This window comes from Ideonella lacteola, from assembly GCF_038066555.1.
GTDB lineage: Bacteria > Pseudomonadota > Gammaproteobacteria > Burkholderiales > Burkholderiaceae_C > Ideonella > Ideonella lacteola.
On record NZ_JBBUTG010000009.1, the window covers coordinates 56313 to 82004 of the forward strand.

The window sequence follows — 25692 nt, forward strand, 5'->3', positions numbered from 1 at the left end:
CGGGGTCGACATCCTCAGTGCCCCCCCGCCCGATCGAACTGCAGTCGGGGATCAACCGCGAAGTAAAGCAAGTCAACGACCAGATTGATCACCACGAATATGAGTGAAATGAGGCAAAGGTAAGCCGCCATCACCGGGATGTCCGCGAACTGAACCGCCTGGATGAACAACAGGCCCATGCCGGGCCACTGGAACACGGTCTCGGTGATGATCGCGAAGGCGATCAGTCCACCGAGCTGAAGGCCCGTGATGGTCATGACGGGCACCAAGGTGTTCTTCAGCGCGTGTCCAAAGTACACCGTCCGATTGGTGAGGCCGCGTGCGCGTGCAAACTTGATGTAGTCGGTCCGAAGGACCTCCAGCATCTCGGCACGAACCAACCGCATGATCAAGGTGAGTTGGAAGATCGACAGCGTGACGGCAGGCAGCAGCAGATGTCGCCATCCGTCCACGGTGAGCAGGCCGGTCGCCCAGGGGCCGAGTTGGGTCAGATCACCGCGCCCGAAACTCGGGAGCCAGTTCAACGTGACGGCGAAGAGCAGGATCAGCAGGATGCCGATCAGGAACGTGGGCAGCGAGACGCCGATCAGTGAGAAGGCCATCAGCGCCTGGGCCAGCCATGTGCCCCGCCGCAACGCCGCGATGACACCCATTGGTATGCCAACACACACCGCAATGAGGGCGGCCACCAGGGACAGTTCCAGCGTCGCCGGGAATCGTTCGGCGATCAGGGTGGACACCTTGCGGCCCTGCCGGAGGCTGAGCCCGAACTCGCCGTGCATGGCGTTCCCGATGAACCGCGCGAACTGCACCACGGAGGATTGATCGAGGCCCAAGTCGGCTCGCAACTGCGCCCGCTGCTCTGCCGTCGCTTCCTGGCCCATCAGATTGGTCACCGGATCACCCACATACTGAAACAGCATGAAGGAAATCAGTGCCACCGCCAGCATCACGATCACGGCTTGGGCCAGGCGGCGAATGATGAAGGCGAGCATGCTGGGTGGTGGGCTTCGCAAACGGCGTGCCCGCCACCTGGATCAATAGAGCGGGCGCGTCGAGGAACGCTGGATCAGCAGCTCGACCGGCGCAGTGTAGCGAGGAGACCAACGTCGCCGAGCCCGCATTTGTCCGGAGCGGGCACTGGAAGACCGCAGAGACGACGCTGGCGATGCGCAAGCACCCACGAAAAAGCCGCCCGAAGGCGGCTTGTTTGATCTGACTCGTTCCGCGCTACGCGCGGCCGAAGATCAGAAGTTGTGCTGGATGCCCAGGTCGTAGCCTGTCTTGTTGTCCAGGTTGGCGGTCGCGCTGCCACCAATCTTGGTCGCGTCGGCGAACACCTTGGTGCGCTTGGACAGGTTGTAGTGGGCACCGATGCCCGCCTTCTTGGTCTCGCCTGCACCGTCCACATCGTTGGCCGCGTACATGGCCTTGATGTCGAACGCACCGACCGGCACCGTCGCACCGATCAGCCAGCCCTTGGCATCTGCGCCAGCAGCGGTCGTGCCCTTGCCGTAGCCGGCGGCCAGGGTCATGAAGCCGAAGTTGTAGCGACCGCCGATGTTCCAGACCTTGTCTTCATCGGCAGCCGGGTTCTCGTAGCCCACGCCCACCCAGAACGGGCCAGCGGAGTAGTTGGCAGCCACAGAAATGGGCTTGTCATTCGATACGCCGCCGTTGTTGCTCGCGCTCTCCGCGATCGACGCGCCGAAGTTGAAACCGGCCACGCTCAGGTCGTAGCGGATCGAATCGGCCACGCGAACCTTGGTGATACCGCCGAAGCGCATGCCGACATCACGGCCCGCTGCCACGGTGTCGCCACCGAACGGGTCGATCTGGTTCTGCATCATGATGAACGCCGGGGTGTACTGGCGACCCAGGTTCACCATGCCGAAGTTGGTCACCAGACCCACGGTCGAATAACCGTTCCAGAAGTTGGCGTTGGCTTGGGTGCCGGTATCCGGGCTGAAGCGATGCTCCATGCCAAACACGGCCTTCAGGCCACCACCCAGGTCCTCGACGCCGCGGAAGCCCAGACGGCTGCCGGTGTTGTCCATGACTTGCTTGTCTTCGGTCAGGACCGGCTTACCCACCGCCAGATCCAGCTTACCGTAGATGGTGACCGACGATTGAGCCGACGCAGCGCCGGCGAACGCGCCCAGCACGGCGAGAGCGACCAGAGATTTTTTCATTCAGAGATCTCCTAGGATTGAACAAGAGGTCCCGATCGAGGGGGAACCCGGTCACCACGACGGGTGGGGCCGATCAGGCCAACCTCCTCAACGGAAGTTGACGCTATTGCACCAGACCCCCCGGGGGGGCGCAAAGGAAACGGCCCCCTCTGAGTGCGTTCTGTTGTCGTGCAACAACGAGTTACCCACTTGTCGCGCACCAATATGGCGCAATGGGCCCATTGGCGGAGATTCACCTCGAAAGCTGGCGAGTTATCCTCGGAATATGTCTGCGGCAATATCTCTCGATCGGTGGCTCATGGCCGCCGACAACGCCCTTCGCACGGTGTCTGGGGTCGCCTACGCCGCCCGCCCATCACCGGCGGCGGGCATTGACTCAGTCCTCTCTCCTGAGGCGAAGCGACGGTCGGCCCCGTTGATGCGGGTGAATCACGTCGGCGAGGTTTGCGCACAAGCCTTGTACGAAGCCCAGGCGCTCACCGCTCGCAGCGATGACGTGCGGACACGCATGCAACAAGCCGCCAAGGAAGAAACCGACCATCTGGCCTGGACGGCGGAACGGCTCGCGGAATTGGGCGATCGCCCCAGCCTGCTCAACCCGGTGTGGTACGCCGGCGCCTTTGCAATAGGCCTCGTTGCCGGCAAGGCCGGAGACGCATGGAGCCTGGGATTCCTGGTGGAAACCGAGCGGCAGGTCGAAGACCACCTGGCGGGCCACCTCGACCGCCTTCCTGTTGAGGATGTAGCCTCGCGGGCGATCGTCGCTCAGATGAAAGAGGACGAGGCCCAGCACGCGGACATGGCCTTGGCCGCAGGCGGCGCGGCCCTGCCGGCACCAGTCCGCTGGTTGATGCGGGGCGCAGCCAAGGCCATGACGCTCACCGCTCACTACATCTGACTGCACAAGCGGCCGCAACGGGCCGCACTTGGCGGCAGTCGGCCCGTCAAGCCTCGCGCACTTCGACGCTGGTGGTGATCTGGGCCGTGTGGCCGATCATGGCGGTGGCCGAGCAATACTTTTCGTGGGACAGCGCCACCGCTCGCTCCACCGCCGCCACGGGCAGGCCCCTGCCACTGACGATGAAATGCATGTTCAGGGCCGTGAACACCTTGGGGTCGGTCTCGGCGCGTTGAGCCTGCAGCTTCACCTGGCAGCCGGACACCTCATGCCGGCCTCGCTTCAAGATCAGGACCACGTCATAGGCGGTGCAGCCTCCGGCACCGGCCAGCAAGGTTTCCATCGGCCGGGGGGCCAGGTTGCGCCCGCCCCCCTCCGGAGCGCCGTCCATCGTGATGACGTGCCCACTGCCCGTCTCAGCCAACATCGCCATTCCGGCATCTGCCACCCAATGCACCGTGCATTCCATTGCCCGCGATTCCCGTGTGATCGGCGCTCAAACACGCCATGACGGGACATTATCAACATCTGGAGCCAGCTCTCTACGCCAGGGATATTGCAGTGCAGCAAAAGCCGAGCTAGACTGCTTCGCATGCAGTAAGCGCTTTCAACAGCACTCACTGCGCCGCTTGTCTCCTCCACCCCTCAACGGTGGATTCAGCCCGGGCCCTCACGGTCCCGGGCTTTTTTCTGGGCGCTTGCGCCGTTGCAGCGCATTTGGGGGCGTCGCATATCATGCGGCGGTGCAACACGGCCGCCCACCCTGGCGTTGGCCGCCATCCACCATTCCAGTCGATGAGGAGGAGACGCCATGGCCGGCGCCGCCCGTAAGTCGCGCGCCCAGGCTGCGCGCACGACCGTTCCAGCTGTCTCCAGCGCCGCCGACTATCTGCGCCGAATTCTGACCGCCAAGGTCTACGACGTGGCGAAGGAAACGCCACTCGACCCGGCGAAGTCGTTGACCCGTCGCCTCGGCAACGCCGTGCTGCTCAAGCGTGAAGACTGCCAACCGGTGTTCAGCTTCAAGCTCCGAGGGGCTTACAACAAGATGGCGCACCTGCCGGCCGAAGCGCTGGCCCGCGGTGTCATCTGCGCCTCGGCCGGCAACCACGCCCAGGGGGTCGCCTTGGGCGCCCACCGGCTCAAGTGCCGCGCGGTGATCGTCATGCCCACCACCACGCCGAAGGTGAAGGTCGATGCGGTGGCAGCGTTGGGCGGCGAGGTCGTCCTGCACGGCGACAGCTACTCCGATGCCTACCTTCACGCGCTGGAGATCGAGAAGGCCGAGGGCCTGACATTCGTTCACCCGTTCGATGACCCCGACGTGATCGCGGGGCAAGGCACGATCGCGATGGAGATCCTGCGCCAGCATCAGGGCCCGATCGACGCGATCTTCGTCGCCATCGGTGGCGGTGGGCTGATTTCCGGCGTGGCGGCCTATATCAAGGCCGTCCGCCCCGAGATCAAGGTGATCGGTGTCCAAACCTCCGATTCGGATGCGATGGTGCGCTCGGTCAAGGCCGGCAAGCGGGTGCAGTTGCCGGATGTTGGCCTCTTCGCCGACGGGACGGCCGTGAAACTGGTCGGCGAAGAAACCTTTCGCCTGACGCGCGAGTTGGTCGATGACTATGTGGTGGTCGACACCGATGCGGTGTGCGCCGCCATGAAGGATGTCTTCCAAGACACTCGCTCGATCGTGGAGCCTTCGGGGGCGCTGGGTGTGGCCGGCCTGAAGCAGTACGTCGAGACCCACAAACCCAAGGGCAAGACATTTGTCGCCGTGACCTGCGGCGCGAACATGAATTTCGACCGGCTGCGTTTCGTGGCCGAGCGGGCAGAGTTCGGCGAACAGCGGGAGGCCCTGTTCGCGGTCACCATCCCCGAAGAGCGCGGCAGCTTCAAGCGTTTTTGCGAGTTGATCGGGACGCCGGGGCACCCCCGGTCGGTCACCGAGTTCAACTACCGCATCTCCGATGCCCGGGTGGCCCACGTGTTCGTGGGCATTTCGATCAGCAAGCGCGATGAAGCCGACAAGATCGCTCGCCACTTCATCCGGCACGGCTTTGCCACCGTCAATTTGACAGACGACGAACTGGCCAAGGAGCATGTGCGCCACATGGTGGGCGGCCGCAGTGAGCTGGCAAAAGACGAGCGTCTTTACCGCTTCCAGTTTCCCGAGCGACCGGGCGCGCTGATGCGCTTCCTGGCCGCCATGCACCCTAGCTGGAACATCAGCCTGTTCCACTACCGCAATCAGGGCGCCGACTATGGGCGCATCCTCGTGGGCATCCAGGTGCCCAAGGCCGACAAGAGGGCCTTCAAGGCTTTCCTGGACACCCTCGCGTACCCCTGCGTCGACGAGACCGACAACCCGGTCTATCAGCTCTTCCTGCGCTGACCAGGCGGGCGGGCTGGCGCACCCGTGATGGCCCCCTGCACAAGGGCGGCCCACAGGCCTAATATGGGGCGAGGGCGGCTCGGCCGGAGTCAGTCGCCTTTGCCGAGCGTTGCACCGCCCGGCGAGGCCCGTCGATGCATGTCATGGCGCGGCCCACTTGCCGGTCTTGAGGAGCAGTGCCATGCCACGCCATGTGATCGCCCGCGCCCTGATCGTCGCCGCCACCTGCATCGGCCTGGTCGGTTGTGCTCAGGTGACCCAGGCGCCGTCGGAGCCCATCGCCCCGCTGCTGCAAGACGATGCTTTTGCGCCGCCGGCCCAACCGGTGCGCCCGGAGCAGATCCTGGCGATGAGCCCCGCGATGGTCCGCTATGTGGACGACGACATCGCACGCCGGATCCGGCGCCAGGGCCGACAACAGGGGCTGATCGATGCGCTGTACGACCGGGACATGCTGCGCCTGGAATACGACTCAGCCGTCACCCGCACCGCCAGCGAGGCGTTTGAGGCTCGCTCTGGCAACTGCCTGTCGTTGGTCATCATGACGGCGGCACTGGCGCGCCACCTGGAACTGCCCGTGGTCTTCCAATCCGTCGATGTCGAGGAGAGCTGGACCCGCGGACAGGCGCTGCTGCTGGCGTCGGGCCATGTGAATCTGGTCCTCAGCCAACGTCCCGTGGACAAGGCCCGCGGCGTCTTCACCGATCCGCAACTGACGGTCGACTTCCTGCCGCCGCAAGACCTTCAGGGCCGCCGGGTCACCCGCATCACCGAGGACCGCGTGCTGGCGATGTACATGAACAACCGCGCCGCCGAAACCATGGCGCATGGCGATCTGGACCAGGCCTACGCCTGGGCTCGCGCCTCCTTGAAGCAGGACCCCTCGTTCGCCAGCGCCCCCATCACCCTGGGCGTGATCTACCACCGCAAGGGGCTGCTCGCGCCGGCCGAGGCGGCCTTTCGCCATGCGTTGCGCGCAGAACCACAAAACACCATCGCCCTGGCTGATCTGGCATCGGTGCTGGTGAGCCAGGGCAGGCAGGCCGAAGCCGATGAGGTGAAGCGGGCACTGGCGCAACTCGAAGCCTTCCCGCCATTCCATTTCTTCGACCTGGGCAAGGCAGCCGTTCAACGCGGCGACTTCGAGGCCGGCAAGGTGTGGCTGCAACGGGAGATGTCGCGCGACCCCGACTATCACGAGGTTCACTTCTGGCTGGCGGTCGCCTACAACGGCCTGGGCGACGCCAAGGCCGCTCGCAAGCACCTGTCGAAGGCGATGGCCAACAGCACGACCCGGGGCGAACATGACTTGTACGCCGCCAAGCTGGACCGGCTCCAGGCCAGGACCGCGCACTGAGTCTCACCGAGGCTCACTCGACGATCGGGGCCCGACTCCATCAACGTGCATGTTCACGTGTGGAGGGTGAGCCGGCCAGCACCGCTGACCGGCTCACACTCGCTCCCTGAGCGCCTTTCGTGAAGTGATGTCGCGGCCGACCCTCCGTCGGTCCACTTTGCACACATCGAGGGCTTGCTACCCGGTAATACGCAAACCCGACACGAAACCCGACATCGTCCGCGAAAAAAAATTGGGTTCGCGAATCCGTCACGTCACCCCCTTGGCCCGAATTGCCGCGGCCCGGACACGCGGCTAGAGTCGGCCGCTGGCGCGACCTGGTCGCCTCAGAACACAACGGCATGACCCCCAACATCACGCTGCTGCTTCGCGATGCCGCTGACGGAAACCGTCAGGCTGCCGACCAGGTGGTGAGCTTGCTGTACGCCGACCTGCAGCGCTTGGCCCGCAGCCGGCTGCGCCGGGCGGGCGATGTGACGCTGCTCGACACGACCTCGCTGGTGCATGAGTCCTACCTTAGGCTGCTGAAGGGTGAAGGCACCGAGTTCGCTGACCGGCGCCACTTCCTCGCCTATGCGGCACAGGTGATGCGTCACATCGTGATCGACCTGTTGCGCTCGCGCCAGGCCGATCGGCACGGCGGCGGCGCCTGGCACGTCACGTTGAACACCGACATCGGCGATTCGGTCGCGCAGCATGAGGACGAGGTACTGCGGGTGCACGAAGCGCTCGACGAGCTGGCCAGCAGCGACGCCCGAGTGGCGCAGGTGGTGCAGATGCGCTATTTCGGCGGGCTGTCCGAAGCCGAGATCGCTGAGTGCCTCGGCGTCACCGAGCGCACCGTGCAGCGAGATTGGCAAAAGGCCCGGCTGTTTCTCTCGCTGGCCCTCAAGTAGCCGCCCGCAGCGTCCATGGCCGAACCCGACGTCAGCACACCTGCACCTGCCGAGCCCCGCAAGGTCGACAAATCCCGCTGGCCAGCACTCAGCCCGCATCTGGACGAGCTGCTCGATCTGGCGCCCGCCGAACGGGCCCGCCGCCTGGCTGCGCTCCGGGCCGCCGACCCGACGCTGGCGGACGATCTGCAAGCACTGCTGGCGAGCCTGGAAACGCTTGATCGCAACGCGTTCCTCGAGACACCGGCCGTCTTGCCCCCACCCACACTCGAGGGCGAAACGGTCGGTGCCTACACCATCGAGCGGGAGCTGGGCCAAGGAGGCATGGGCAGCGTCTGGCTGGCCCGCCGCACCGACGGTCGCTTCGATGGCCAGGTGGCTATCAAGTTCCTGCATGCCGGTCTCGTGCCGCGGGCGGACGCCGAACGCTTCTCCCGCGAAGGCCGCATCCTGGCCAGGTTGGCGCACCCCAACATCGCCCGGTTGATCGACGCCGGCATCCATGTGCCCACCGAGGGACCCAAGAGGCCCGGTGGCTCGCAGCCCTATCTGGTGCTGGAGTATGTCGACGGCATCCCGATCGACCAGCACTGCGACCGGCACGGCCTTGGTCTGGTCGAACGCCTGACGCTGTTCCTGGATGTGCTCGCCGCGGTGGCCCATGCCCACACGCGCCTGATCCTGCACCGTGACATCAAGCCCAGCAACATCTTGGTCACAGCCGCCGGAGAAGTGAAGCTGCTCGACTTCGGCATCGCCAAGCTGATGCGTGACGCACAAGTGGGCCCCACGATCGGTGCGCCGCCCGCGGCCACCGAGCTGACACAGCGCCTCGGCCGTGCCTTCACTGTCCAGTACGCGGCGCCAGAGCAGCTCCAGAACGGGGAGGTCACGACGGCGACCGATGTGTACTCGCTGGGCGTGCTGCTGTATGTGCTGCTGACGGGCAGCCACCCCACGCCCACGACCAGCACGGCTGCCGTGGACCAGATGCGTGCGACGCTCGAACAGCCGCCCCGCCGCCTGTCCGACACGGTGATGCGCAGCGCTGGGCCCGACGCGTTGAAACAGGCGCGGGCGCTGCGGGGCGATCTGGACACCATCGTCGCGCATGCGCTGAAGAAGCTGCCTGGCGAGCGCTACCCCAACGCGCAGGCGCTCGCCGACGACCTCAAACGGCACCTGGCGCACGAGCCGATCTCCGCACGGCGAGAAACCGCCGCGTATGTCCTCAGCAAGTTCGTTCGGCGTCACCGGACAGGCGTGGTGACCAGCACGGCGCTGGCGGCCGCGGTGGTGGCGGCCGCGGCCATCGCCATCCACGAAGCGCGGGAGGCCCGCCGGCAGCAGGTTCAGGCCGAGGGCCTGATCGAGTTCATGCTGGGGGACCTGCGCAAGAAGCTGCAACCCGTGGGCCGGCTCGACGCACTGGACGCGGTGGGCGGCCATGCCCTGGCCTACTACGCCGAACAGGACGCTGACCGGCTCGACGCCGAGTCGCTCGGCCGCCGCGCGCGAGCCCTTCACCTGATCGGCGAAATCGCCGATGAGCGTGGCGATCTGGACGAGGCCAGCCGCATCTTTCAGCAAGCCGCCGACAGCACCGCCGAGCTGGTCCAGCGCTACCCACGGGACGGCCAGCGGCTGTTCGACCATTCCCAAAGCCTGTACTGGGTGGGCTTCGTCGCACGCCAGCGTCGTCAGGTGGATGAGGCCGAAAAGGCCTTCAAGGGCTATCTCGACATCGCCGACCAGTTGGTCCGGCTCGATCCCGGACGTCTCGATTGGCGCATCGAACAGGCCTACGCCAACCAGAACCTCGGCGTGCTGCAGCTCGAACGCGCACGGCCGAAGCTGGCGCTGGCCGCCTTCATCGCGGCGCGCAACACCTTCCGCAGCGAGGCACCCGAACGCAACGAGCTGGTGTTTGACCAAGCCAACAGCGAAGGCTGGATCGGCAAAGCCCAGGAGGCCAGCGGCGAACTCGTCGCCGCGCTGACGGCGCAGCAGACGAAACTCGCCACCCTGCAGACCCTGCCGGGGGCGGACAGCGACCGTCGAGCCCAACGGCTGATGGCCAATGCGCTGCATGAGCAAGGCCGCATGCACCTGGCCCTCGGCCATGCCGAACAGGCGGTCACTTCTGCGCGAGATGCGCTGGCCCTCTTCGACACGCTGCTCGCGGTGGATTCGAACAACATGGATTGGCAAAGCCAGGCGACGCTCGCCAGACTGGCACTGGCCGAAGCCGCCTGGGCCCAAGGGGACCGCGTGGTCGCGCGCCAGGCCCTGGACCGGGCCGAAGCCGACAACGTGCGCCTGCTCGCCAACGCCCGCGTCCGCACCACCTGGCGATTGGCGCAGCAGGGCCAGGCGTTGCGGCTGCGGTGGATGGCAGGCGATCCGCCCGACGCCCTGCGCCCTGCCCTCGACGCTTACCTCGGCGTGTTGCGGCAGGCCGAGGCCCAAGGCGTGTTGCTCGACACGGATCTCAGCCTGCTCGCCGCCACCGCCGAGCTCGCCTGGGGCGACGCCCTGCAGGCCGACAACGGCGCGGCGGCAGCCCGGGCCCCCTGGCAATCTGCCGCCGATCGCCTGCGATCGGCCGCCAGCGGGGGTCACCCGGCCGCTGCCACCCTGCGAGCCCACGCGCTGTGGCGCCTGGGCCAACACACCGAAGCCCGCGCGCTCGCCGCGCGCGTGGCCGGCTCGGCGTATCGGCACCCCGAACTTGCCGATTTGCAACGGCGGCTGGCGAGCGGCGAGGGCGCCGCCAGCGACAAACATCCATGAGGCCTCTCCATGAATACCGTCAATGTCAGCGTGAGCACCACCGGCATGATCAGTTGCACGCCGGACCCGGTGCCGATCAGCGGCTCGAACGTGAACATCGTCTTCAACCTGCTGACCACCGGCTACTCGTTCCGCAGCAACGCGGCAGTGGTCGTGTCGAACCCTGGCTCGCAGTTTCCGAACCCTTCCGTCACGGCATCGTCGATCCTGGTGAACCTGTTCGACGCAAACAGCGACAACAAGCACTACAAGTACACCGTCCACCTCGTCAACGACAGCAACGGCGAGAGCCTCAGCGTCGACCCGACGATCGAGAACGGTCGTTGAGAATTGTTGAGCCGCCACGAGGCTTTCCGGGCGGCTCCCCCCAGGTTTCGCGGTTGGCGGCACGCCGGTGCTGTGCTCGAATGCGAGCCATCCCCAAGCCGCCGCTGGATCGAGAAACCAATGCGCTCTCCGTTGATTGCTGGCCTGCTGCGACAGGCCTTTTTCATGCCCGCTTGCATGGTGCTTTGCGCCACTGCAGGGGCCTCCCCGATCCAGGAGCTGCCCGTGCTCCAGAGCAGCCAGGGTGTGCTCGACGTGCTGGTGGTGGCACGCGGTGAAAAGATCACCACACTCGGCACCCTGAAGCCCGATGGCTGGGTGTACGACATCTGCGCGCGCCCCACGGACGGCAGCGACACTTGCCCACCCAAGCCGGAGGGCACCAACCTGTACGGCGGCACACGGCTGCAGCTGCAGCCCGGCGACACGCTGAAGATGCGGCTGGTGAACAAGCTGCCCGAAGTGCTCGATTCCGAGCACGCCTCGGAACCTGGTCACCACTACCTGCGCGGCAACCCCACCAACCTGCACACGCACGGGCTGATCGTCTCACCGCGCTATCCGACAAAGTCGAATCCCTCGTACGGCGACAACGTCTTCGTGATGACCTTGAACCCGGCCAACACCTTGCCGGGCGACGACGATGTGGTGCATGGTGACACGCGGCTCGGCTTCACCGACTACGAAATCAAGATCCCGAAGAGCCACCCGTCGGGTCTGTACTGGCTGCACGGCCACATTCACGGCCTGACCTTGAACCAGCTGAGCTCAGGCATGTCCGGCGTCATCACCATCGGTGACCCGAGCGACTACCTTTGCAAGAACGCCGCCTGCAGTGATTTCCTCAAGACGCTGCCGGTGCGCCACCTGCTGCTCAAGGACACACAGGTGCTGAAGAATGGCCGGATGATCACCGAGCAGTACCCGGTCTTCTGCAAGAAGCACCGCGGCGCCGATGAAGAGCCGCGCGAAGGCCAATGCGCCGGCCTGCATGGCCGCCCCACAGGCGGCGGCAAGTGGTATTTCAGTGTGAACGGCCAAGGCTATCCGCACATCCCGGTGCACCAGGGCAACGGCGAAATCTGGCGCATCACCACCGGCTCCGCCACCGTCACCTACGACCTCGGGCTGCGTGACAACGCCACCGGGAAGGACATGGTGATGCAGGTGCTGTCGGTCGACGGTATCGCCGTCGAGCCCGACGGCGACGCCAGTGCCAACGAAGTGCGCAGCATGAGCGGCGCCCGCATCACCGCCGTGCCCTGCCCTGCCGACATTCCGGGCAAGCTGGCGCACAAGCCGATCTGCGCAAGCCGCGTGATGATGATGCCCAGCTCGCGCGTGGAGCTCTGGGTGGCCCACCGCGATGCGAAGGGCCGCCTGGCCCCGGCGGGCCCCAACGCCAGCGCCACGCTCTACACCGCCGACGTGCAGACAGGCCCGGCCGGCGACACCTGGCCCTCGGTGGATCTGGCCAGTGTGAGCTTCCGCGGCACGCCCGCTGCCAACGCTCCGCAGGTGCTCACCGTGACGGGCGATGCGCAAGCCGAGATGCGCGATCCGCGTCGCATCAGCGCCGAGCTGAACAACGCCAACACGAGCTTCCGTGCCGAGGCCGATTGCCTGCCACTGGCCGCCGGCCACAAGCGCCGCATCTTCATGGGCTTCACCCCCGGTGGGTCGGTGGCCTTCGGTCTGGGCTATGAAGAGCTCGATGAAAATGATCAGCCGGTTCCAGGCACCTTCCTCGACATCGAGCCTTTCAACGCCGACAAGCCCACGCTGTGCATCCCGCTGGGCGCCGGCAACACGCCCGCCACCGAGCGTTGGGAAATCGTGAACATCGCGGCGGAGAACCACAACTTCCACGTGCACCAAACCAAGTTCAGCCTGCTCTCGCGCGACCGCGTCAGCGGCCACGTCGTTGAGCATCGCGGCGGCGTGCTGCACGACAGCGTGCCCATCCCGCACGCCGATGGCGACTGCGAATCGGTGGCCGACTGGCGCGCCGGCAAGTGCACCGTCCACCCGATCTTGCTGGAGATCCCGTTCACCGTGGCTGGCGATTTCGCCTACCACTGCCACATCGGCGAACACAGCGACGAAGGCATGATGGCCCGCATCCGGATCCGCGCCGCGAAGTGACATGGCGCGCAGGCAGGGCATGGGCGCCAAACGCGCGCTGAGGGCGGCGTGCTGGGGGCTCGCTGTGGCCGCTGCAGCCCCGGCCGTCGCCACCGCCTCACTGCCGGAGGTCACGCAGATCCAGGCGGCCTACGAGGCCGCCTACCTGGCCACGCGCGGCAAGCCACCGGCGGGCGAACATGCGGACGACCTGGTGATCCAGTCGGCTCGCTGCCAACCCTTGAGCGGCATCGTTGGCGCGGCCTGCCAGATCGAATTCGTCCGCCAGCGCGAGCCTGAGGGTCGCCTTTATTCGGACATCGTCACGCTGGTGCCGCAGATTCAAGGCCAAGGGGCATGGACGCTGCTCTCGGGCCTGTGCATGACCCGCCAGCCGAACAAGCACGCCCCCGGCGGCTCGTCCAGCGCCTCATCCGGCGGCTTCCCCGCCACGACCGCACGCTGACGCCCACCGAAGGCGCCAGCGCACGCCCGCTCTCACTTGTTGAAGATGCGGTATTCGGCCTGGTAGCGGTACAGCTGGTTGGGCAGTTCGCTGTAAGCGCGCATTTCCAGCGTGTGGGTGCCGGTGATGATCTTGGCCGTCGAGAGGTGGCTCATCACCTTGAAGCCGGTGGTCGCGCTCATGCGGTCGTTCGACGGGCAGGTCACCGAGGCGCCGTCCACATAAAAGCACAAGGACGCCGAGTTCGCGCCCACCTGGCGGATTTGCGCCTCCAGCGAAGCCGACACCGTGCAGCCAGTGGTCACCGTGCAATTCACCTCGACGGGGGTGCCCACGGTGACGAAGGTCGACGACGGCAGCGACGCACCGCTCATGGTGCCGGCGTCGATGTAGGTCTTGGTCAGCTTCAGCGGGCCGACCGGGGTGGGCAGCGCTGTGGGCTGCACCGCATCGCTGGCCACGGCGGCCCAGGACGCGGCCGCCAGAGCGGCGCAGGCGACATGGCGAATGGTGTCGAATCGCTTCACGGGAATCCCTCCTCGAATGGATTGGCTTCAAAAACCGGTGCTCCGCAGCGACGCTGCTGGCCCGGGCCCTGGGGATTCTTTCAGGTCCCCCCCGCATGGTCTACTCGGTGACTCCGCCGCCCCCCACGTTTTGGTTGGTGCGGCAAGCCTCGCCTGTGAACCTGCGCACCGATGAAGCTGTCTGCCGCATCCCCAGCCCGCCCCGTTGAACGATGGGACGTTCGCGCCACCCGCCACGACGAACCAGACGCCCTGGCGATGCAAGAGCAACTGTCAGCCGTGCTGTTGGCGCGCTATGGCAGCGACGGCAAAGCCGGCTTCGCAGGCCCCCTGCCCGCTGGCTCGGTGTTCGCCGTGGCCTATGACAGCCAAGGGGTGGCGGCGGGTTGTGGCGCCGTTCGGCCCCTGCCCGGCCACGAAGGCTGCGGCGAGGTCAAGCGGATGCACGCGAGCCAACCGGGGCGCGGAATCGGCGCGGCGGTGCTGGACTTTCTTGAATCGCAGGCCCGTGCGATGGGCTACCGTGAACTGAAGCTCTCCACCCGCTGGGCCAACGAAGGTGCGATCGGCTTTTACCGATCGCGAGGGTTCACGGTCTGCGAGCCTTTTGGCTCGTACGTCACCCGCCCTGAGTGCGCCTGCCTCGCCAAGCCGCTGGCTTGAGGTGAGGGTGCGTCGTCGTCAAACGACGCGCCGCGCCCCCCGCCACCGGTTTCAACCGCACTGGCCCACGTAGCCGCAGGCGGTGCAGAAGTCGCAGCCGTCCTTGTGGATCAAGGTGGCGTTGCCGCACTCAGGACACGGGCGCCCGGCCATCACCGGCGCCACCGCGGCTGCCGAGGCGGCCTTGGGCGTCGGCGATTCGAGGATGCCCATGGCATGCAAGGGGAAGCCCTCTTCATCGAGCACGCTCAGCATGGCGTAGCGGTGAATGATGAGCCGCGCCACGTAGGCCACCGTGCTGGGCCAGACCTGCTGCCGGCGCTGGCCTGGAACGGGCGCCATGAAGTGCCCGAGCGGTTCACCGACATTCAGCAGCTTGCGCAGCTTCATCCCGATCCAGGCGGGATCGATCACCCGCATGTCCAGCGACAGCAATCGCGCCAGGCCGTCGAACGCCTTCGGGTAGTTGCCCGAGAAGCCCAGTGCGCAAGGCCGGGTCACCAGGCCGGCCGCCGAGACCTGCGGATCACGCGTGGCCAGCGACACCTCCTTGAGCGTCAGCGTGAATGATTCGCCGGTCGCGGGGTTGTCCACATCGACCGCCCAGGCCAGCGTGCCCGAGGTGCTGGTGCGCGGCTCGTCACGGCTGAACATCGCATCGAGCACGGGCGTCGGGCCTCCCTCGGCCAGGGCGCCCAGTTGCTCGCAACGCCAGCGGATCACGCTCGCCGTGGCAGCCACCACGCCGGGGAACATTCGCTTCTCGCCCTGGGGCGGGAACGGCATCTCGAACGACCGCTCTTCCGCCACCGTGGCCAGGGCATCGAGCTTCAGCTTGAGCCACTGGGGGTCGTTCGCCCGCATGTCCATCGACAGCGTCTTGGCCAGGGCCCCGAGCCCGCGCGGCTGCTCGGCGCCGTTGACCCACACCTCGAAGGGCAGCGTGGTCCCGAACAGTCCGGTCCCCGGCCCCGCCTCGGCTGGCAGCTCACCCACGAAGAGCGAGAAATCGCCGTGCGGATGCTGGATGAGGTAACTCCACGCGGGGTTGCCGGCCTTCAACTCCGGCCGCCCGGGCCAGCGCAAAGAGGTCAGCACCGGAGCGGGCAGCTTGTCCAGCGTGAGGCGCTGGTTGGCGTGATCGGTCGACAGCGGAGGCGGCGTGGCCTCCGCTGCCGCTGGCGTGTCCACGCTGAGCACGGAGCCCAGCACCGCATTCGGCCGGTAGGTGGCCAGGCCCTTCAAGCCGTTGCGCCAGGCCGTGAGGTACAGGTCCTGGAAGTCGGCATACGGATAGTCGGCCGGTACGTTCACCGTCTTGCTGATCGAGGTGTCGATGCAAGGCGCCACCGCCGCCACCATCAATGCATGCGCTTCGGCACTCATCTCGAGGGCGGTGACGAAAGCCTCGGTGAGCGGCGCATCGGGCCCCTTCATGTAGCGGTACAGCCGCCAGGCGTGATCCTCGACCGCGTATTCCTTGAAGCTGCCATCCGGCATGCGTTTCTTGCGCGTGTACGTCCACGAAAAAGGCGGCTCGATGCCGTTGCTCGCGTTGTCCGCGAACGCGAGGCTGATGGTGCCGGTGGGCGCGATCGACAGCAGGTGTGAGTTGCGCAACCCTTGGGCGCGAATGCGCTCTTTCACCTCGTTCGGCAAACGCGACGCGAACGAGCCACCAGACAGATACAGGTCGGCATTGAACAGCGGAAAGGCGCCGCGCTCGGTGGCCAGCTCGGCGCTGGCACGGTAGGCCGCATCGCGCATCGTTTCGCTGATCCGGCGCGCCATGTCGCGTGCCTCGGCCGCGTCGTAGCGCAAGCCCAGCATGATCAGCGCGTCGCCCAAACCGGTGAAGCCCAGGCCGATGCGACGCTTGTTGCGGGCCTCCTCCGCCTGTTGCGGCAGTGGCCAGACCGTGACGTCGAGCACGTTGTCGAGCATGCGCACCGCCACCTTCACCACGTCGGCGAAGCCCGCATCGTCGAACGCGGCCCCCGCTTCGAACGGTGACAACACGAAATGCGTGAGGTCGATCGAGCCCAGGCAGCAGCACCCGTAGGAAGGCAGCGGCTGCTCTGCACAGGGGTTCGTGGCAGCAATCGATTCGCAATAGCCGAGGTTGTTGTCGTTGTTGATGCGGTCGAGGAAAAGCACCCCGGGTTCGGCATGGTCGTAGGTCGACCGCATGATCTTGTCCCACAGCTTGGCCGCGGCCAGCCGCCGATAGACCCAGAGCCCATCGGCGCGTCGATAGGCGCCAGCCGCCTTCTGCGCCGCGCCCGGCTCGGCCTTGTGGACCAGCTCGATGTCGCCACCGGCCAGCATCGCCTGGATGAATTCATCCGTCACACCCACGGAGATGTTGAAGTTGCGCAGGTCGCCCTGGTCCTTCGCCTGGATGAAAGCTTCGATGTCAGGGTGGTCACAGCGCAGCACTGCCATCTGCGCCCCGCGCCGCGCGCCGGCCGACTCCACGGTTTCGCAGGAGCGGTCGAAGACCCGCATGTAGCTGACCGGGCCGGACGCACTGGACTGTGTCGAGCCCACCCACGCCCCATGCGGGCGGATGCGCGAAAAGTCGTAGCCCACGCCACCGCCGCGCCGCATCGTCTCGGCGGCCTCGGTGAGCGCGGTGTAGATGCCCGGGAAGCCGTCTTCCACCTGGGCGATCGAATCCCCGACAGGCTGAACAAAGCAGTTGATCAGCGTGGCGGTCAGGTCGGTCCCCGCTGCCGAGTTGATGCGGCCGGCCGGCACGAAGCCCCGACGTTGGGCCTCCAGGAACTTCTGCTCCCAGGCGGCGCGCTGCGGCGCCTGTTCGGCCACCGCCAAGGCGCGCGCCACACGCTGCCGCACATCGTCCAGCGTCTGCTCAGCCCCCTTGGCGTACTTCTCGGCCAGCACCTCCGCACTGATGGGTTGCGCCGGAAGCGAGGCGCGAGGATGGGGGCGGCCAGGAGGAATCGAGGCTGTCGAGGTACGGCGGACAGAAGTCATAAAGGCAGCGCCACTGACGGGCGCAAAACTGTAAATTTGAACAGTACGGATCATGCGCCCATCGCCGGCTCCGTGCAGCCGAATCCTGAGCCCGCAAGGGGGGCTTGTCGGCTCGATGCAGCAGCCGCGCTCGCATGCCGAGTGGGCATGACTTGAGGCGCGCCGGCCGTGCCCGGGCGGGGCACAATCGCGCCTCTTGTCTTTCTTTGCCAAGGGCCCGGCACGGGCCCGGACTTTCACCGCACCGCGCGCCATGACCGCCAACGACCTTCCGACGTCCGACACCGCAGGCGCCACGTCGCCCGAGCCCACCGCCGTGCCGCCCACGGCGCCCACGACGCCCGACAACGCGGTGACACCCGATGCCCCGGTGGCCTCGGCCGAGCCGTCCGCGGCGGTGGAGGCATCTGCGCCCACCGAGGTGGTGGCCGAGGCATCGGCATCCACCGAAGCGGCTTCCGTCACGTCGCCAGCCTCATCGTCTCCCCAAGGCGGCGAGCCCTTGTCGCCGGCCGCGTGCGCAGAAAAGCTCAAGTCGATGTTCCCGGCGCTTTTCACTGGCCCTGCCAAGCCGATCAAGCTGCGCATCCAGGCCGACATCCAGACACGCGCCCCCGGCGTGTTCACCAAGGCTTCACTGTCGGGCTTCTTGCGCCGCTACACCGGCGGCACCGGCTATCTGATTGCCCTCACTCGGGCTCCGCATCGATTCGACCTCGACGGCCAGCCTGCCGGCGAGATCAGTGCCGAGCATCGTCAGGCCGCAGCCGACGAACTGGCGCGTCGCCGGCAAACGCAGGAAAGCCGCCGTCAGGCCGAGGAAGACCAGCGTCGTGAGCGCGCCCAACTGTTGCGCGCCTTTGAAACGACGACCTTGACCAAGGACAACTTCTGCGCGCTCAAGGGCATCGCGCCCGAGGCCCTGGACGCGGTGCTGGCGCAGGCTCGCCAGGAAGCCGAAGAGTTCGCCCGGCAGCGCCCGGCGCACTTCCATCCGGGTGGCCGCCCGGATGGGCGCGGCCCGAGGCCGGATCGCCGCCCGCCCCACGCAGGCCATGAACGAGGCGGCGCCCGCGCTGAACACCGGCCCGATCCCCGCGGCCCCCAAGGCCCTGCGGGCGCAGCACCCAGCCCGCGTGGCCCGCGGGGTCCGCAAGACGGCCAGCGCCAAGGCGCACCGCGCGGCGAGCGCGGTCCGCGCCCGCCCCGGCCCGCCCGCTGAGCGGCTCCCCGCCACGCGGCGCGCCTTCGCGCCAGGCCTGGGCCTGGCCAGTTGGCCTCACCACCTTTGGGCCACTCACCGCTCATCCGCCGCGCACGCAGTTCATCGCGCGGCGCCGTCGGCTGGTCGCATCGGCGTGGTCGTTGGATCGGGCACTGCCTACAGTGCAACCCATCGACAACGCCTTTGCACCCGGAGCCGAACATGAGCCAGCCCAGCACCCTTCGTTTCGCCGCCCATGAATCCACCGTCCGCCGCGTGGCCGCAGGCCTGGCGCTGGCTCTGTCGCTGGGCTTGATGGCAGGCCTCGACCACGTCGCCGATCGCCAGTACGACGAAGCCTGGCTGGCCCAATCCGACAACGCCCCCACGCAGGTGGTGGTGATCACCGCCAAGCGTCCCGCCGCCTGATCCGACGGCCTTCGGGCCGCGCGTTGCGCGGGCATCTCGCCACGGGCCAGCGGCCCTCAGATGCTTCGCTCTTGATTTCCGTTCCACTCCTCTTGGGGGCCCTTCGCGGGCCCATTTTTTTTGGCCGCGCACTCGCTGCACCGGATGTCGGATCGGTGACAAGCAGCGCCCCTATTGCACACATCGTCTTGATGCGGGGCTGGCACTTCTGCATGCGCAGGACTACAGTCTTTCGCAGCGGTGTCGCAGACCGCGGCGCCGCCCACGCGAAGGAGCCCACCATGCCCACGCTGAAGCAACGCCTTGCCGCCGCCCCTCCTGTCCTGCGCGCCGTGGCCCTGGCCCTCGCCGCAGTGGTCACGCTGGGAGCCATCGGAGGGTTGGCCCACTTGGCGGACGAGCACTACTCGGACGCGCTGGTTGCGCAAGACCTGGCCACGCCGGCCGACAACTACGTGCTGGTCACCGCCAAGCCATTGCCTTGAACGCCGCGGCGCCAGCCGGCGCACTGCGGATCGGTCTCCAGGCAGGAAGGGCCCTTCGGGGCCCTTTTGCATGGGCTGAGCGCGCATGAGCTGCCGTGCGCTGCGTCACGTGGATGCGGTTCCACAGCCTCGGGCTGACCCGAAGCGCACCGGCGATTCAAGCTAGCGTTCAGCTTCGCCGACCTAGCCTCGCCGACCTCAGCAGTACCACGCCCTTGCCGGGCCCTACGCCATGTCGCCTTGCCGCTTGATTGCCCGCCGAGTCCGTCTCGTTGCCGCCGTTGTCGCCTGCGCGGCCGGCTCAGCGACCGCCGCGCCCCCACCCTTGAAGGTCGGTTTTATCTGCCCGCTCAGTGGGGGATCCGGAGACTTCGGCAACAGCGCGCGGCTGGGCGCCGAGCTGGCGGTGAAAGAGATCAACGAAGTGGGCGGCTACATGGGCCGACCGCTGGTGCTCGTCGCTCGCGACGACCAGGCGAAGCCCGATGAGGGCCGGCGTGCGGCAGAAGACCTGGTGCTGAATGAGAAGGTCGATTTCACCGTCGGCTTCTGCAACACCGGCGTCGCCCTGAAATCGTTGGATGTGTTCCAGACGCACCAGCACCTGCTGATGGTGCCGGTGGCCACCGGTTCCGCCGTCACCGCCACCTATGCGCCGCAGGACAGCTTCGTGTTCCGCCTATCGCCCCGCGACACGGTGCAGGCGGACTTCCTGGTGCACGAAGTGGCGCAGCGGCGCAAGCTCAAGCGCGTGGCCCTGTTCGCCGACCGCACCGCCTACGGCGAAGGGGGCCTGAACGACCTCAAGCAGTTCCTCTCAGCGCAGGGCCTGCAGCCCGTGCAGATCACCCGCTTCGATCTCGGCGTGGCGTCGTTGGTGGACGAGGTCAAGTCCGCGCAGGCGGCCGGCGCGGAAGCGATCATCGCCTACAGCGTGGGGCCCGAGCTGGCGACCATCGCCAGCGCCCGACAGGCTGCGCACTTCAATGGGCCGCTGCTGGGCCCGTGGCCGATGTCGCTGAAGACCGTCTGGGACAAATCCAACGGCGCAGCCGAGGGCGCGATGATGGTCCAGTCCATCGTGCCGGACCTGTCCAACGAGCGGCGCATGTCGTTCATCGCCCGCCTCAAGCGGCACGCCGGCGACCAGCCGATGACCTCGCTGATGGCCGCGGCGCAAACCTACGATGCGGTGCACCTGATGCTCAGGGCCGTGTTCCAGACCAAGGGTGACACCAAAGGCCGCGCGCTGAAGGCCGCGCTGGAGAACCTGGACCAGCCCTATCCGGGCGTGGTGACGACACACGATCGCCCGTTCAGCGCCCAGGATCACGACGCGTTCACGATGAACATGGTCTGGCTGGCCACCTGGCGCAACGGCGCCCTGCAGTTCGTCTACGCCGACGACGCGAAGAAGGCGTCAGTCATCCGTCGCAAGGCCGGTACCTGAGCCACTGACACCGGGCCTCCCTCAGCGTCGGGTGGCCGCGGCGTACTGCTGCGGCGTTTGCCCCGTGTGCTGCTTGAAGCAGCGGCTGAAGTGGGCTTGGTCGAAGAAGCCCAGCTGAAGCGCCAGATCGGCCAGTGGTGGCGCCTCGCCCCCAGAAGACAGGGCCAGCAGGGCATCGTGGATGCGGGCGCGCTGGATCACCCACTTCGGCGTGACGCCCACGTAGTTGGCAAAGCAACGCTGCAGCGCCCGTTCGCTCAGGCCCAGGCGCTCTTGCAGCGCGGCGGCACGGGTGATGCGGCTGTCGGCCTGCACCTCGCGCACCGCCGCATCCAGCCGATCCACCCAAGGGTCGATCGGCGGCCTCGCCGCGAGCAGCAAGTGCTCCGCATTCGCCACCGCCTCTTCCAAGGTCGCGGCCTGGAGCACCCGCCGTTCAGCCTCCGCCAGGTCGATGCCTGGTGGAAGGCACGGCCACGGCGGCATCTGGCGATCACGCCATCGCCACATCGGCTCGTCGATCCAGGGGCGCAAGCCACCGCACTTGAAACGCAGGCCATGCACCCGCCCGCGCTCTTGCAGCCGCCGCTCTGCCAAACCCGAGGCGATGCCATGCAGCGCGGTCTGGCCTGCTTCGAAGGCCAGGTTGGCGTTCGGGTAGGGCAGCAATTGCTGCACATGCGTCTGATCATCGGGCAGCGCCCACTCGACGATCCAATGGATGTCCAGCCAGGGTGAGAGCGCCTCGCTCACCGGCAACCGCTGAAGCCGGAACCGCTCACCCACCCATTGCGGCTGCAACAGTGCCCGGCGGGTCATCGTGAGGCCCAGGTCCAGTGTCGGCTTTCTGCAATCCGAGGCGTCGCGATGCTGCCAAGATCCGCCCATGCCCGCCTCAACCTTCACCCGAGCCCGCACGCGGCGCCGCATGCTGCGCGCCACCGCCGCGCTCGCGGTGTCGCCTTGCCTCATTGGAACGCCTGCCGTGAACGCCACCCCCAGCAACGCCAACACCCCAGCCCCCTCCACCGCGCCGACCAACCCGCCCACCGCCACCGGCCAGTTCGAGGTGAAGATCGGCCCGCCTGAGCCGATGGTCACCCCCGCCGACGCGCCGGCCATCGGGCGTCGCCGGCTGGACAAGACCTACCGTGGTGACCTGCAGGGATCTGCACTCGGAGAGATGGTCTTCGCGGGCCAGCCGCAGGCGGGCGAAGCGGCCTACACCGCGCTGGAGTCGTTCGTCGGCACCTTGCATGGGCGCAGTGGCGGCCTGGCGTTGGCCCATCTGGGCGTCATGCATGCCGGTGGGCAAGAGGTGCGCATCCTGATCGTGCCCGGATCGGGAACCGGCGAGCTGGCCGGTATCCAGGGCGAGCTGCTGTTGCGCATCGAATCGGGCGTTCACCACTACACGTTGAACTACCAGTTCAACTGACAGCTTGACCGGCACTCCCGCGCGTCCACGCATACCGGTGGCCGCCGCCGGGCTCAGCCCCGCCCGACGAACGGCATGCCGGTGGCGAGGATGGTGGTGAACAGCACGTTGGCGCTGAGCGGCAGCGACGCCATGTGCACCACCGTGTCGGCCACGTGTTGCACGTCCATGCGGGCCTCGGCCCGCCGGCTGCCATCGGCCTGCGGCATGCCCTGGGCCATCGCGGTGGTCATGTCGGTGGCTGCGTTGCCGATGTCGATCTGGCCGACCGCAATGTCAAAGGCCCGGCCATCCAGTGCGCAGGATTTGGTCAGCCCGCTCATCGCGTGCTTGGTGGCGGTGTAGGCCACCGAATTCGGCCGCGGGGTGTGGGCCGAGATCGATCCGTTGTTGATGATGCGTCCGCCGCGCGGCGACTGGGTCTTCATCAGCCGGAACGCTTCACGGGTGCAGAGAAATGCGCCCGTCAGGTTGGTGTCGACCGCGCTGCGCCACGCTGACACGGGCAACTCATCGATTGGCACCCCGGCCGTGAAGACGCCGGCGTTGTTGAACAGCAGATCGAGGCGGCCGTGCCGATCACGAATCTGGTTGAAGAGCTGCGCCACCGCATCGGCGTCCGTCACATCACACGGGGCCGCCCAAGCCCGCTCGCCTGCCGCGCCGGCGTCCGCCACCACCGACTGCAGCGCCTCCATCCGACGACCGCTGAGCACCACCGTCCAGCCGTCGGCCAGCAGGCCCAGTGCGCACGCACGACCAATGCCACTGCCGGCACCGGTGACCAGCGCAATGCGTGAGGGCGAAGAAGAGGCGTCCGACATGGGGGGCTCCGGCGTGTGGCCTGTTCGAAGGACACCCAGTCTGCCACGCCGCACCCGGTGAGGCCCCGTACGAACGTCACCGCCTGCCATTCGCGCCGGCGGGGGCACCGCTCGCGCCCGCCGGCACCCGGCCGTCGCAGCACGGTGGCAGAGGGCGCAGCCTCGGCCGAGCATCACCCCAACGACGCGCCCTGCGCGCCGCGATTCACCGACTCACCCACCACCGCCCCTCAGCCATGACACCTCGCCTTCTCTCCTTGATTTCTCTCGCCGCCGGCGTGGCCGCCTCAGCCGGTGCCGCCACCCTCACTGTCGAAGTCCAGAACGTCTCGGCCCCGGGCGAGCTGATGGTCGCGGTGTTCGACACCGAGGGCACCTGGCTCAAACAGCCCGCGCACAGTGTTCGGCAGGCCGCCACCGCCGGCACGATGACCGTGCAGGTGACGGACCTGCCCGACGGCGTGTACGGCGTCTCGCTGTTCATCGACCGCAATGCCAATGGCCAGCTGGACCGCAATGCCATCGGCATCCCCACTGAGCCCTACGCGTTCTCGAACGATGCCTCTGGCGCCTTTGGGCCCCCGCGCTTCGATAAGGCCCGGCTCGACGTGCGGGGCGACACCCGCACGGTCATCCACCTGCCTTGACCTGCCCTGACCTGCCTTGAGGCAGCGGCCCCACTCGCCCACCGTCACACCGAAAGCCCACCATGCAACGCCGACACTTCCTGCGCACCTCCGCGGCTGCGCTGAGCACCCTCTCGCTGTTCTCCGGGGCCCGCGCTGCCAACGTCTGGCAACCCCCGGCTGACTTCGGCCAGCATCCCGCGCTGCAACCGATCCGGGGGCTGCAAGGGCAGGATCTGGCCTGCGAGGCCGTCACCGTCGAAGGCCACTGGCCCGAGGGCCTGCGCGGCACGCTGTATCGCAACGGTCCGGCGCTGTTCGAACGCGCCGGCCAGCGCTATCGCCACTGGTTCGATGGCGATGGGCTGGTGCAGGCCTGGCGCTTCGGCGGCGACGGCCGGGTGTCTCACCGGGCGCGCTTCGTGCAAACGCCCAAGTTCGTCGCCGAGCAGCAGGCTGGCCGCTTCCTGCTGCCGGCCTTTGGCACCGCCATCGCACCGCAGCGCCCGATCCGCAGCGCCGATGACCTGAACGCCGCCAACACCAGCGTGTTGCCGTTGCCAGACCGCCTGCTGGCGCTGTGGGAAGGCGGCTCCGCGTTCGCAATGGATCGAGACACTCTGGCCACGCGAGGGCTGGTGACATGGTCGGACGAGCTCGCCGGGATGCCGTTTTCCGCCCACCCGAAGATCGAGCCCGACGGGACCATCTGGAACTTCGGCTCGGCCGGCGGCAAGATGGTGCTCTACCAGCTGTCGGCCGAAGGGGCGCTGCGGCGGCACGCGGTGTTCGAGATGCCGCCTTGCGCGATGGTGCACGACTTCGTTGTCACCCAGCGCTACCTCGTCTTCCTGTTGCCCCCCTTGACGTTGGACATGCAGGCGGTGCGCCGCGGTGACACGAGCTTCGCCGAGGCCATGCGCTGGAAGGCCCCCGGCCAGGCCGTGACCACCCGTGTGCTGGTGATCGACAAGGCCGACTTCGAGCGCCGGCGGGTCTTCGAGCTGCCCGCCGAGATGGTGTTCCACTTCGCCAATGGCTGGGACGACGGCGACCTGCTCACGGTGGACTACGTGCGCTCGTCCGACGCGCCGATCGGCGAGCAACGCCTGCGCGCCATCGCCCATGGCGACCACCGACCCGGCACGCCCTCACAAGCCGCGTTGTTGCGGCTGAACCTGCGCACGGGCGATCACCGTGTGGCCCAAGGGGCGGACACCCTCGAGTTCCCGCGGGTCGATCCCCGCGTGGTGGGGCAACGGCATCGTCAGGTGTTCTACCCGGCGGCGCTGACGCCGGGGCACGAGAAGCGCTTCGGGCACGACTCGGTGCTGCGGCTGGACCGCGAGAGCGGGCAGCGCGACGCCTTCACGTTCGGGCCCGAAGCGGTGGTGGAAGAACACGTCTTCGTGCCACGCCCCGGCAGCGCACGTGAGGGCGAGGGCTGGCTCGTCGGCGCCGGCTACGACCTGCGCTGGCGCAGCAGCTTTGCCACGGTGTTCAACGCCGAGCACCTGTCGGATGGGCCGGTGGCGGTGGCCCGCCTGCCCTATGCGGTGCCCCATGCCTTTCACGGCCAGTTCGTCGCGGCTTGA

Annotated in this window: 23 protein-coding genes; 16 read left to right on the top strand and 7 right to left on the bottom strand. The window is 67.4% G+C overall.

Annotated elements, in window-relative coordinates:
* Positions 1-14: 14 nt before the first annotated feature.
* Positions 15-995, bottom strand: coding sequence for an ABC transporter permease (locus AACH06_RS14870; RefSeq protein ID WP_341426521.1), 981 nt, complete (start codon positions 993-995; stop codon positions 15-17).
* Between the two features lie 252 nt (positions 996-1247).
* Positions 1248-2192 carry a porin gene (locus tag AACH06_RS14875; RefSeq protein WP_341426522.1) on the bottom strand — a complete coding sequence of 315 codons (945 nt, stop codon included), beginning with the start codon at positions 2190-2192 and terminating at the stop codon, positions 1248-1250.
* A 265-nt stretch (positions 2193-2457) separates the two neighbouring features.
* On the opposite strand from AACH06_RS14875, the gene coq7 reads away from it, so the two are divergent.
* Positions 2458-3090 carry a 2-polyprenyl-3-methyl-6-methoxy-1,4-benzoquinone monooxygenase gene (coq7, locus tag AACH06_RS14880; protein WP_341426523.1) on the top strand — a complete coding sequence of 211 codons (633 nt, stop codon included), beginning with the start codon at positions 2458-2460 and terminating at the stop codon, positions 3088-3090.
* A gap of 46 nt (positions 3091-3136) precedes the next feature.
* On the opposite strand, the gene AACH06_RS14885 is transcribed toward coq7, so the two are convergent.
* Complete coding sequence (locus AACH06_RS14885) at positions 3137-3559, bottom strand: OsmC family protein (protein WP_341426524.1); 423 nt, start codon at positions 3557-3559, stop codon at positions 3137-3139.
* A gap of 342 nt (positions 3560-3901) precedes the next feature.
* On the opposite strand from AACH06_RS14885, the gene ilvA reads away from it, so the two are divergent.
* The 7 genes from ilvA to AACH06_RS14920 all read left to right on the top strand — a co-directional run bounded on the left by ilvA (position 3902) and on the right by AACH06_RS14920 (position 13451).
* Positions 3902-5488, top strand: a complete 1587-nt coding sequence (gene ilvA / locus AACH06_RS14890; protein WP_341426525.1) for a threonine ammonia-lyase, biosynthetic — start codon at positions 3902-3904, stop codon at positions 5486-5488.
* 181 nt (positions 5489-5669) lie between these two features.
* Complete coding sequence (locus tag AACH06_RS14895; RefSeq protein WP_341426526.1) at positions 5670-6845, top strand: tetratricopeptide repeat protein; 1176 nt, start codon at positions 5670-5672, stop codon at positions 6843-6845.
* A gap of 341 nt (positions 6846-7186) precedes the next feature.
* Positions 7187-7741, top strand: coding sequence for an ECF-type sigma factor (locus AACH06_RS14900; protein ID WP_341426527.1), 555 nt, complete (start codon positions 7187-7189; stop codon positions 7739-7741).
* A 15-nt stretch (positions 7742-7756) separates the two neighbouring features.
* The gene (locus AACH06_RS14905) at positions 7757-10534 is read left to right on the top strand and encodes a protein kinase domain-containing protein (protein WP_341426528.1); all 2778 of its coding nucleotides are present in this window, start codon (positions 7757-7759) and stop codon (positions 10532-10534) included.
* A gap of 9 nt (positions 10535-10543) precedes the next feature.
* Positions 10544-10861, top strand: a complete 318-nt coding sequence (locus tag AACH06_RS14910; protein WP_341426529.1) for a hypothetical protein — start codon at positions 10544-10546, stop codon at positions 10859-10861.
* A gap of 225 nt (positions 10862-11086) precedes the next feature.
* On the top strand, positions 11087-13006 hold the full coding sequence (locus tag AACH06_RS14915; protein ID WP_341426530.1) for a multicopper oxidase family protein: 1920 nt from the start codon (positions 11087-11089) through the stop codon (positions 13004-13006).
* Between the two features lie 19 nt (positions 13007-13025).
* Entirely contained in the window at positions 13026-13451 is a 426-nt protein-coding gene (locus AACH06_RS14920; RefSeq protein WP_341426531.1) for a hypothetical protein, read from the top strand.
* 32 nt (positions 13452-13483) lie between these two features.
* On the opposite strand, the gene AACH06_RS14925 is transcribed toward AACH06_RS14920, so the two are convergent.
* Positions 13484-13978 carry a hypothetical protein gene (locus AACH06_RS14925; protein ID WP_341426532.1) on the bottom strand — a complete coding sequence of 165 codons (495 nt, stop codon included), beginning with the start codon at positions 13976-13978 and terminating at the stop codon, positions 13484-13486.
* 171 nt (positions 13979-14149) lie between these two features.
* On the opposite strand from AACH06_RS14925, the gene AACH06_RS14930 reads away from it, so the two are divergent.
* Entirely contained in the window at positions 14150-14641 is a 492-nt protein-coding gene (locus AACH06_RS14930) for a GNAT family N-acetyltransferase (RefSeq protein WP_341426533.1), read from the top strand.
* Between the two features lie 51 nt (positions 14642-14692).
* Here the strand turns inward: AACH06_RS14930 and AACH06_RS14935 are convergent, their stop codons facing one another.
* The gene (locus tag AACH06_RS14935; protein WP_341426534.1) at positions 14693-17641 is read right to left on the bottom strand and encodes an adenosylcobalamin-dependent ribonucleoside-diphosphate reductase; all 2949 of its coding nucleotides are present in this window, start codon (positions 17639-17641) and stop codon (positions 14693-14695) included.
* Positions 17642-17894: 253 nt separating this feature from the next.
* Between AACH06_RS14935 and AACH06_RS14940 the strand changes: the two genes are divergently transcribed.
* The 4 genes from AACH06_RS14940 to AACH06_RS14955 all read left to right on the top strand — a co-directional run bounded on the left by AACH06_RS14940 (position 17895) and on the right by AACH06_RS14955 (position 21209).
* Positions 17895-18863 (top strand): ProQ/FINO family protein, encoded by a 969-nt coding sequence (locus AACH06_RS14940; RefSeq protein ID WP_341426535.1) that lies wholly within the window; start codon positions 17895-17897, stop codon positions 18861-18863.
* A gap of 204 nt (positions 18864-19067) precedes the next feature.
* On the top strand, positions 19068-19274 hold the full coding sequence (locus AACH06_RS14945) for a hypothetical protein (RefSeq protein WP_341426536.1): 207 nt from the start codon (positions 19068-19070) through the stop codon (positions 19272-19274).
* Positions 19275-19555: 281 nt separating this feature from the next.
* A complete protein-coding gene (locus AACH06_RS14950) occupies positions 19556-19759 on the top strand; it encodes a hypothetical protein (RefSeq protein ID WP_341426537.1) in 204 nt (67 codons plus the stop codon).
* Positions 19760-20084: 325 nt separating this feature from the next.
* On the top strand, positions 20085-21209 hold the full coding sequence (locus AACH06_RS14955; RefSeq protein WP_341426538.1) for an ABC transporter substrate-binding protein: 1125 nt from the start codon (positions 20085-20087) through the stop codon (positions 21207-21209).
* A 21-nt stretch (positions 21210-21230) separates the two neighbouring features.
* Here AACH06_RS14955 and AACH06_RS14960 read toward each other — a convergent pair whose 3' ends face one another.
* Positions 21231-22028, bottom strand: a complete 798-nt coding sequence (locus AACH06_RS14960) for a helix-turn-helix domain-containing protein (RefSeq protein ID WP_341426539.1) — start codon at positions 22026-22028, stop codon at positions 21231-21233.
* A gap of 67 nt (positions 22029-22095) precedes the next feature.
* On the opposite strand from AACH06_RS14960, the gene AACH06_RS14965 reads away from it, so the two are divergent.
* Positions 22096-22647, top strand: coding sequence for a DUF3224 domain-containing protein (locus AACH06_RS14965; RefSeq protein ID WP_341426540.1), 552 nt, complete (start codon positions 22096-22098; stop codon positions 22645-22647).
* 53 nt (positions 22648-22700) lie between these two features.
* Here AACH06_RS14965 and AACH06_RS14970 read toward each other — a convergent pair whose 3' ends face one another.
* Positions 22701-23471 (bottom strand): SDR family oxidoreductase, encoded by a 771-nt coding sequence (locus AACH06_RS14970; RefSeq protein ID WP_341426541.1) that lies wholly within the window; start codon positions 23469-23471, stop codon positions 22701-22703.
* A gap of 236 nt (positions 23472-23707) precedes the next feature.
* Between AACH06_RS14970 and AACH06_RS14975 the strand changes: the two genes are divergently transcribed.
* Together AACH06_RS14975 and AACH06_RS14980 are read left to right on the top strand one after the other, a co-directional pair.
* The gene (locus AACH06_RS14975; RefSeq protein WP_341426542.1) at positions 23708-24118 is read left to right on the top strand and encodes a DUF2141 domain-containing protein; all 411 of its coding nucleotides are present in this window, start codon (positions 23708-23710) and stop codon (positions 24116-24118) included.
* A gap of 62 nt (positions 24119-24180) precedes the next feature.
* Positions 24181-25692, top strand: a complete 1512-nt coding sequence (locus tag AACH06_RS14980) for a carotenoid oxygenase family protein (protein WP_341426543.1) — start codon at positions 24181-24183, stop codon at positions 25690-25692.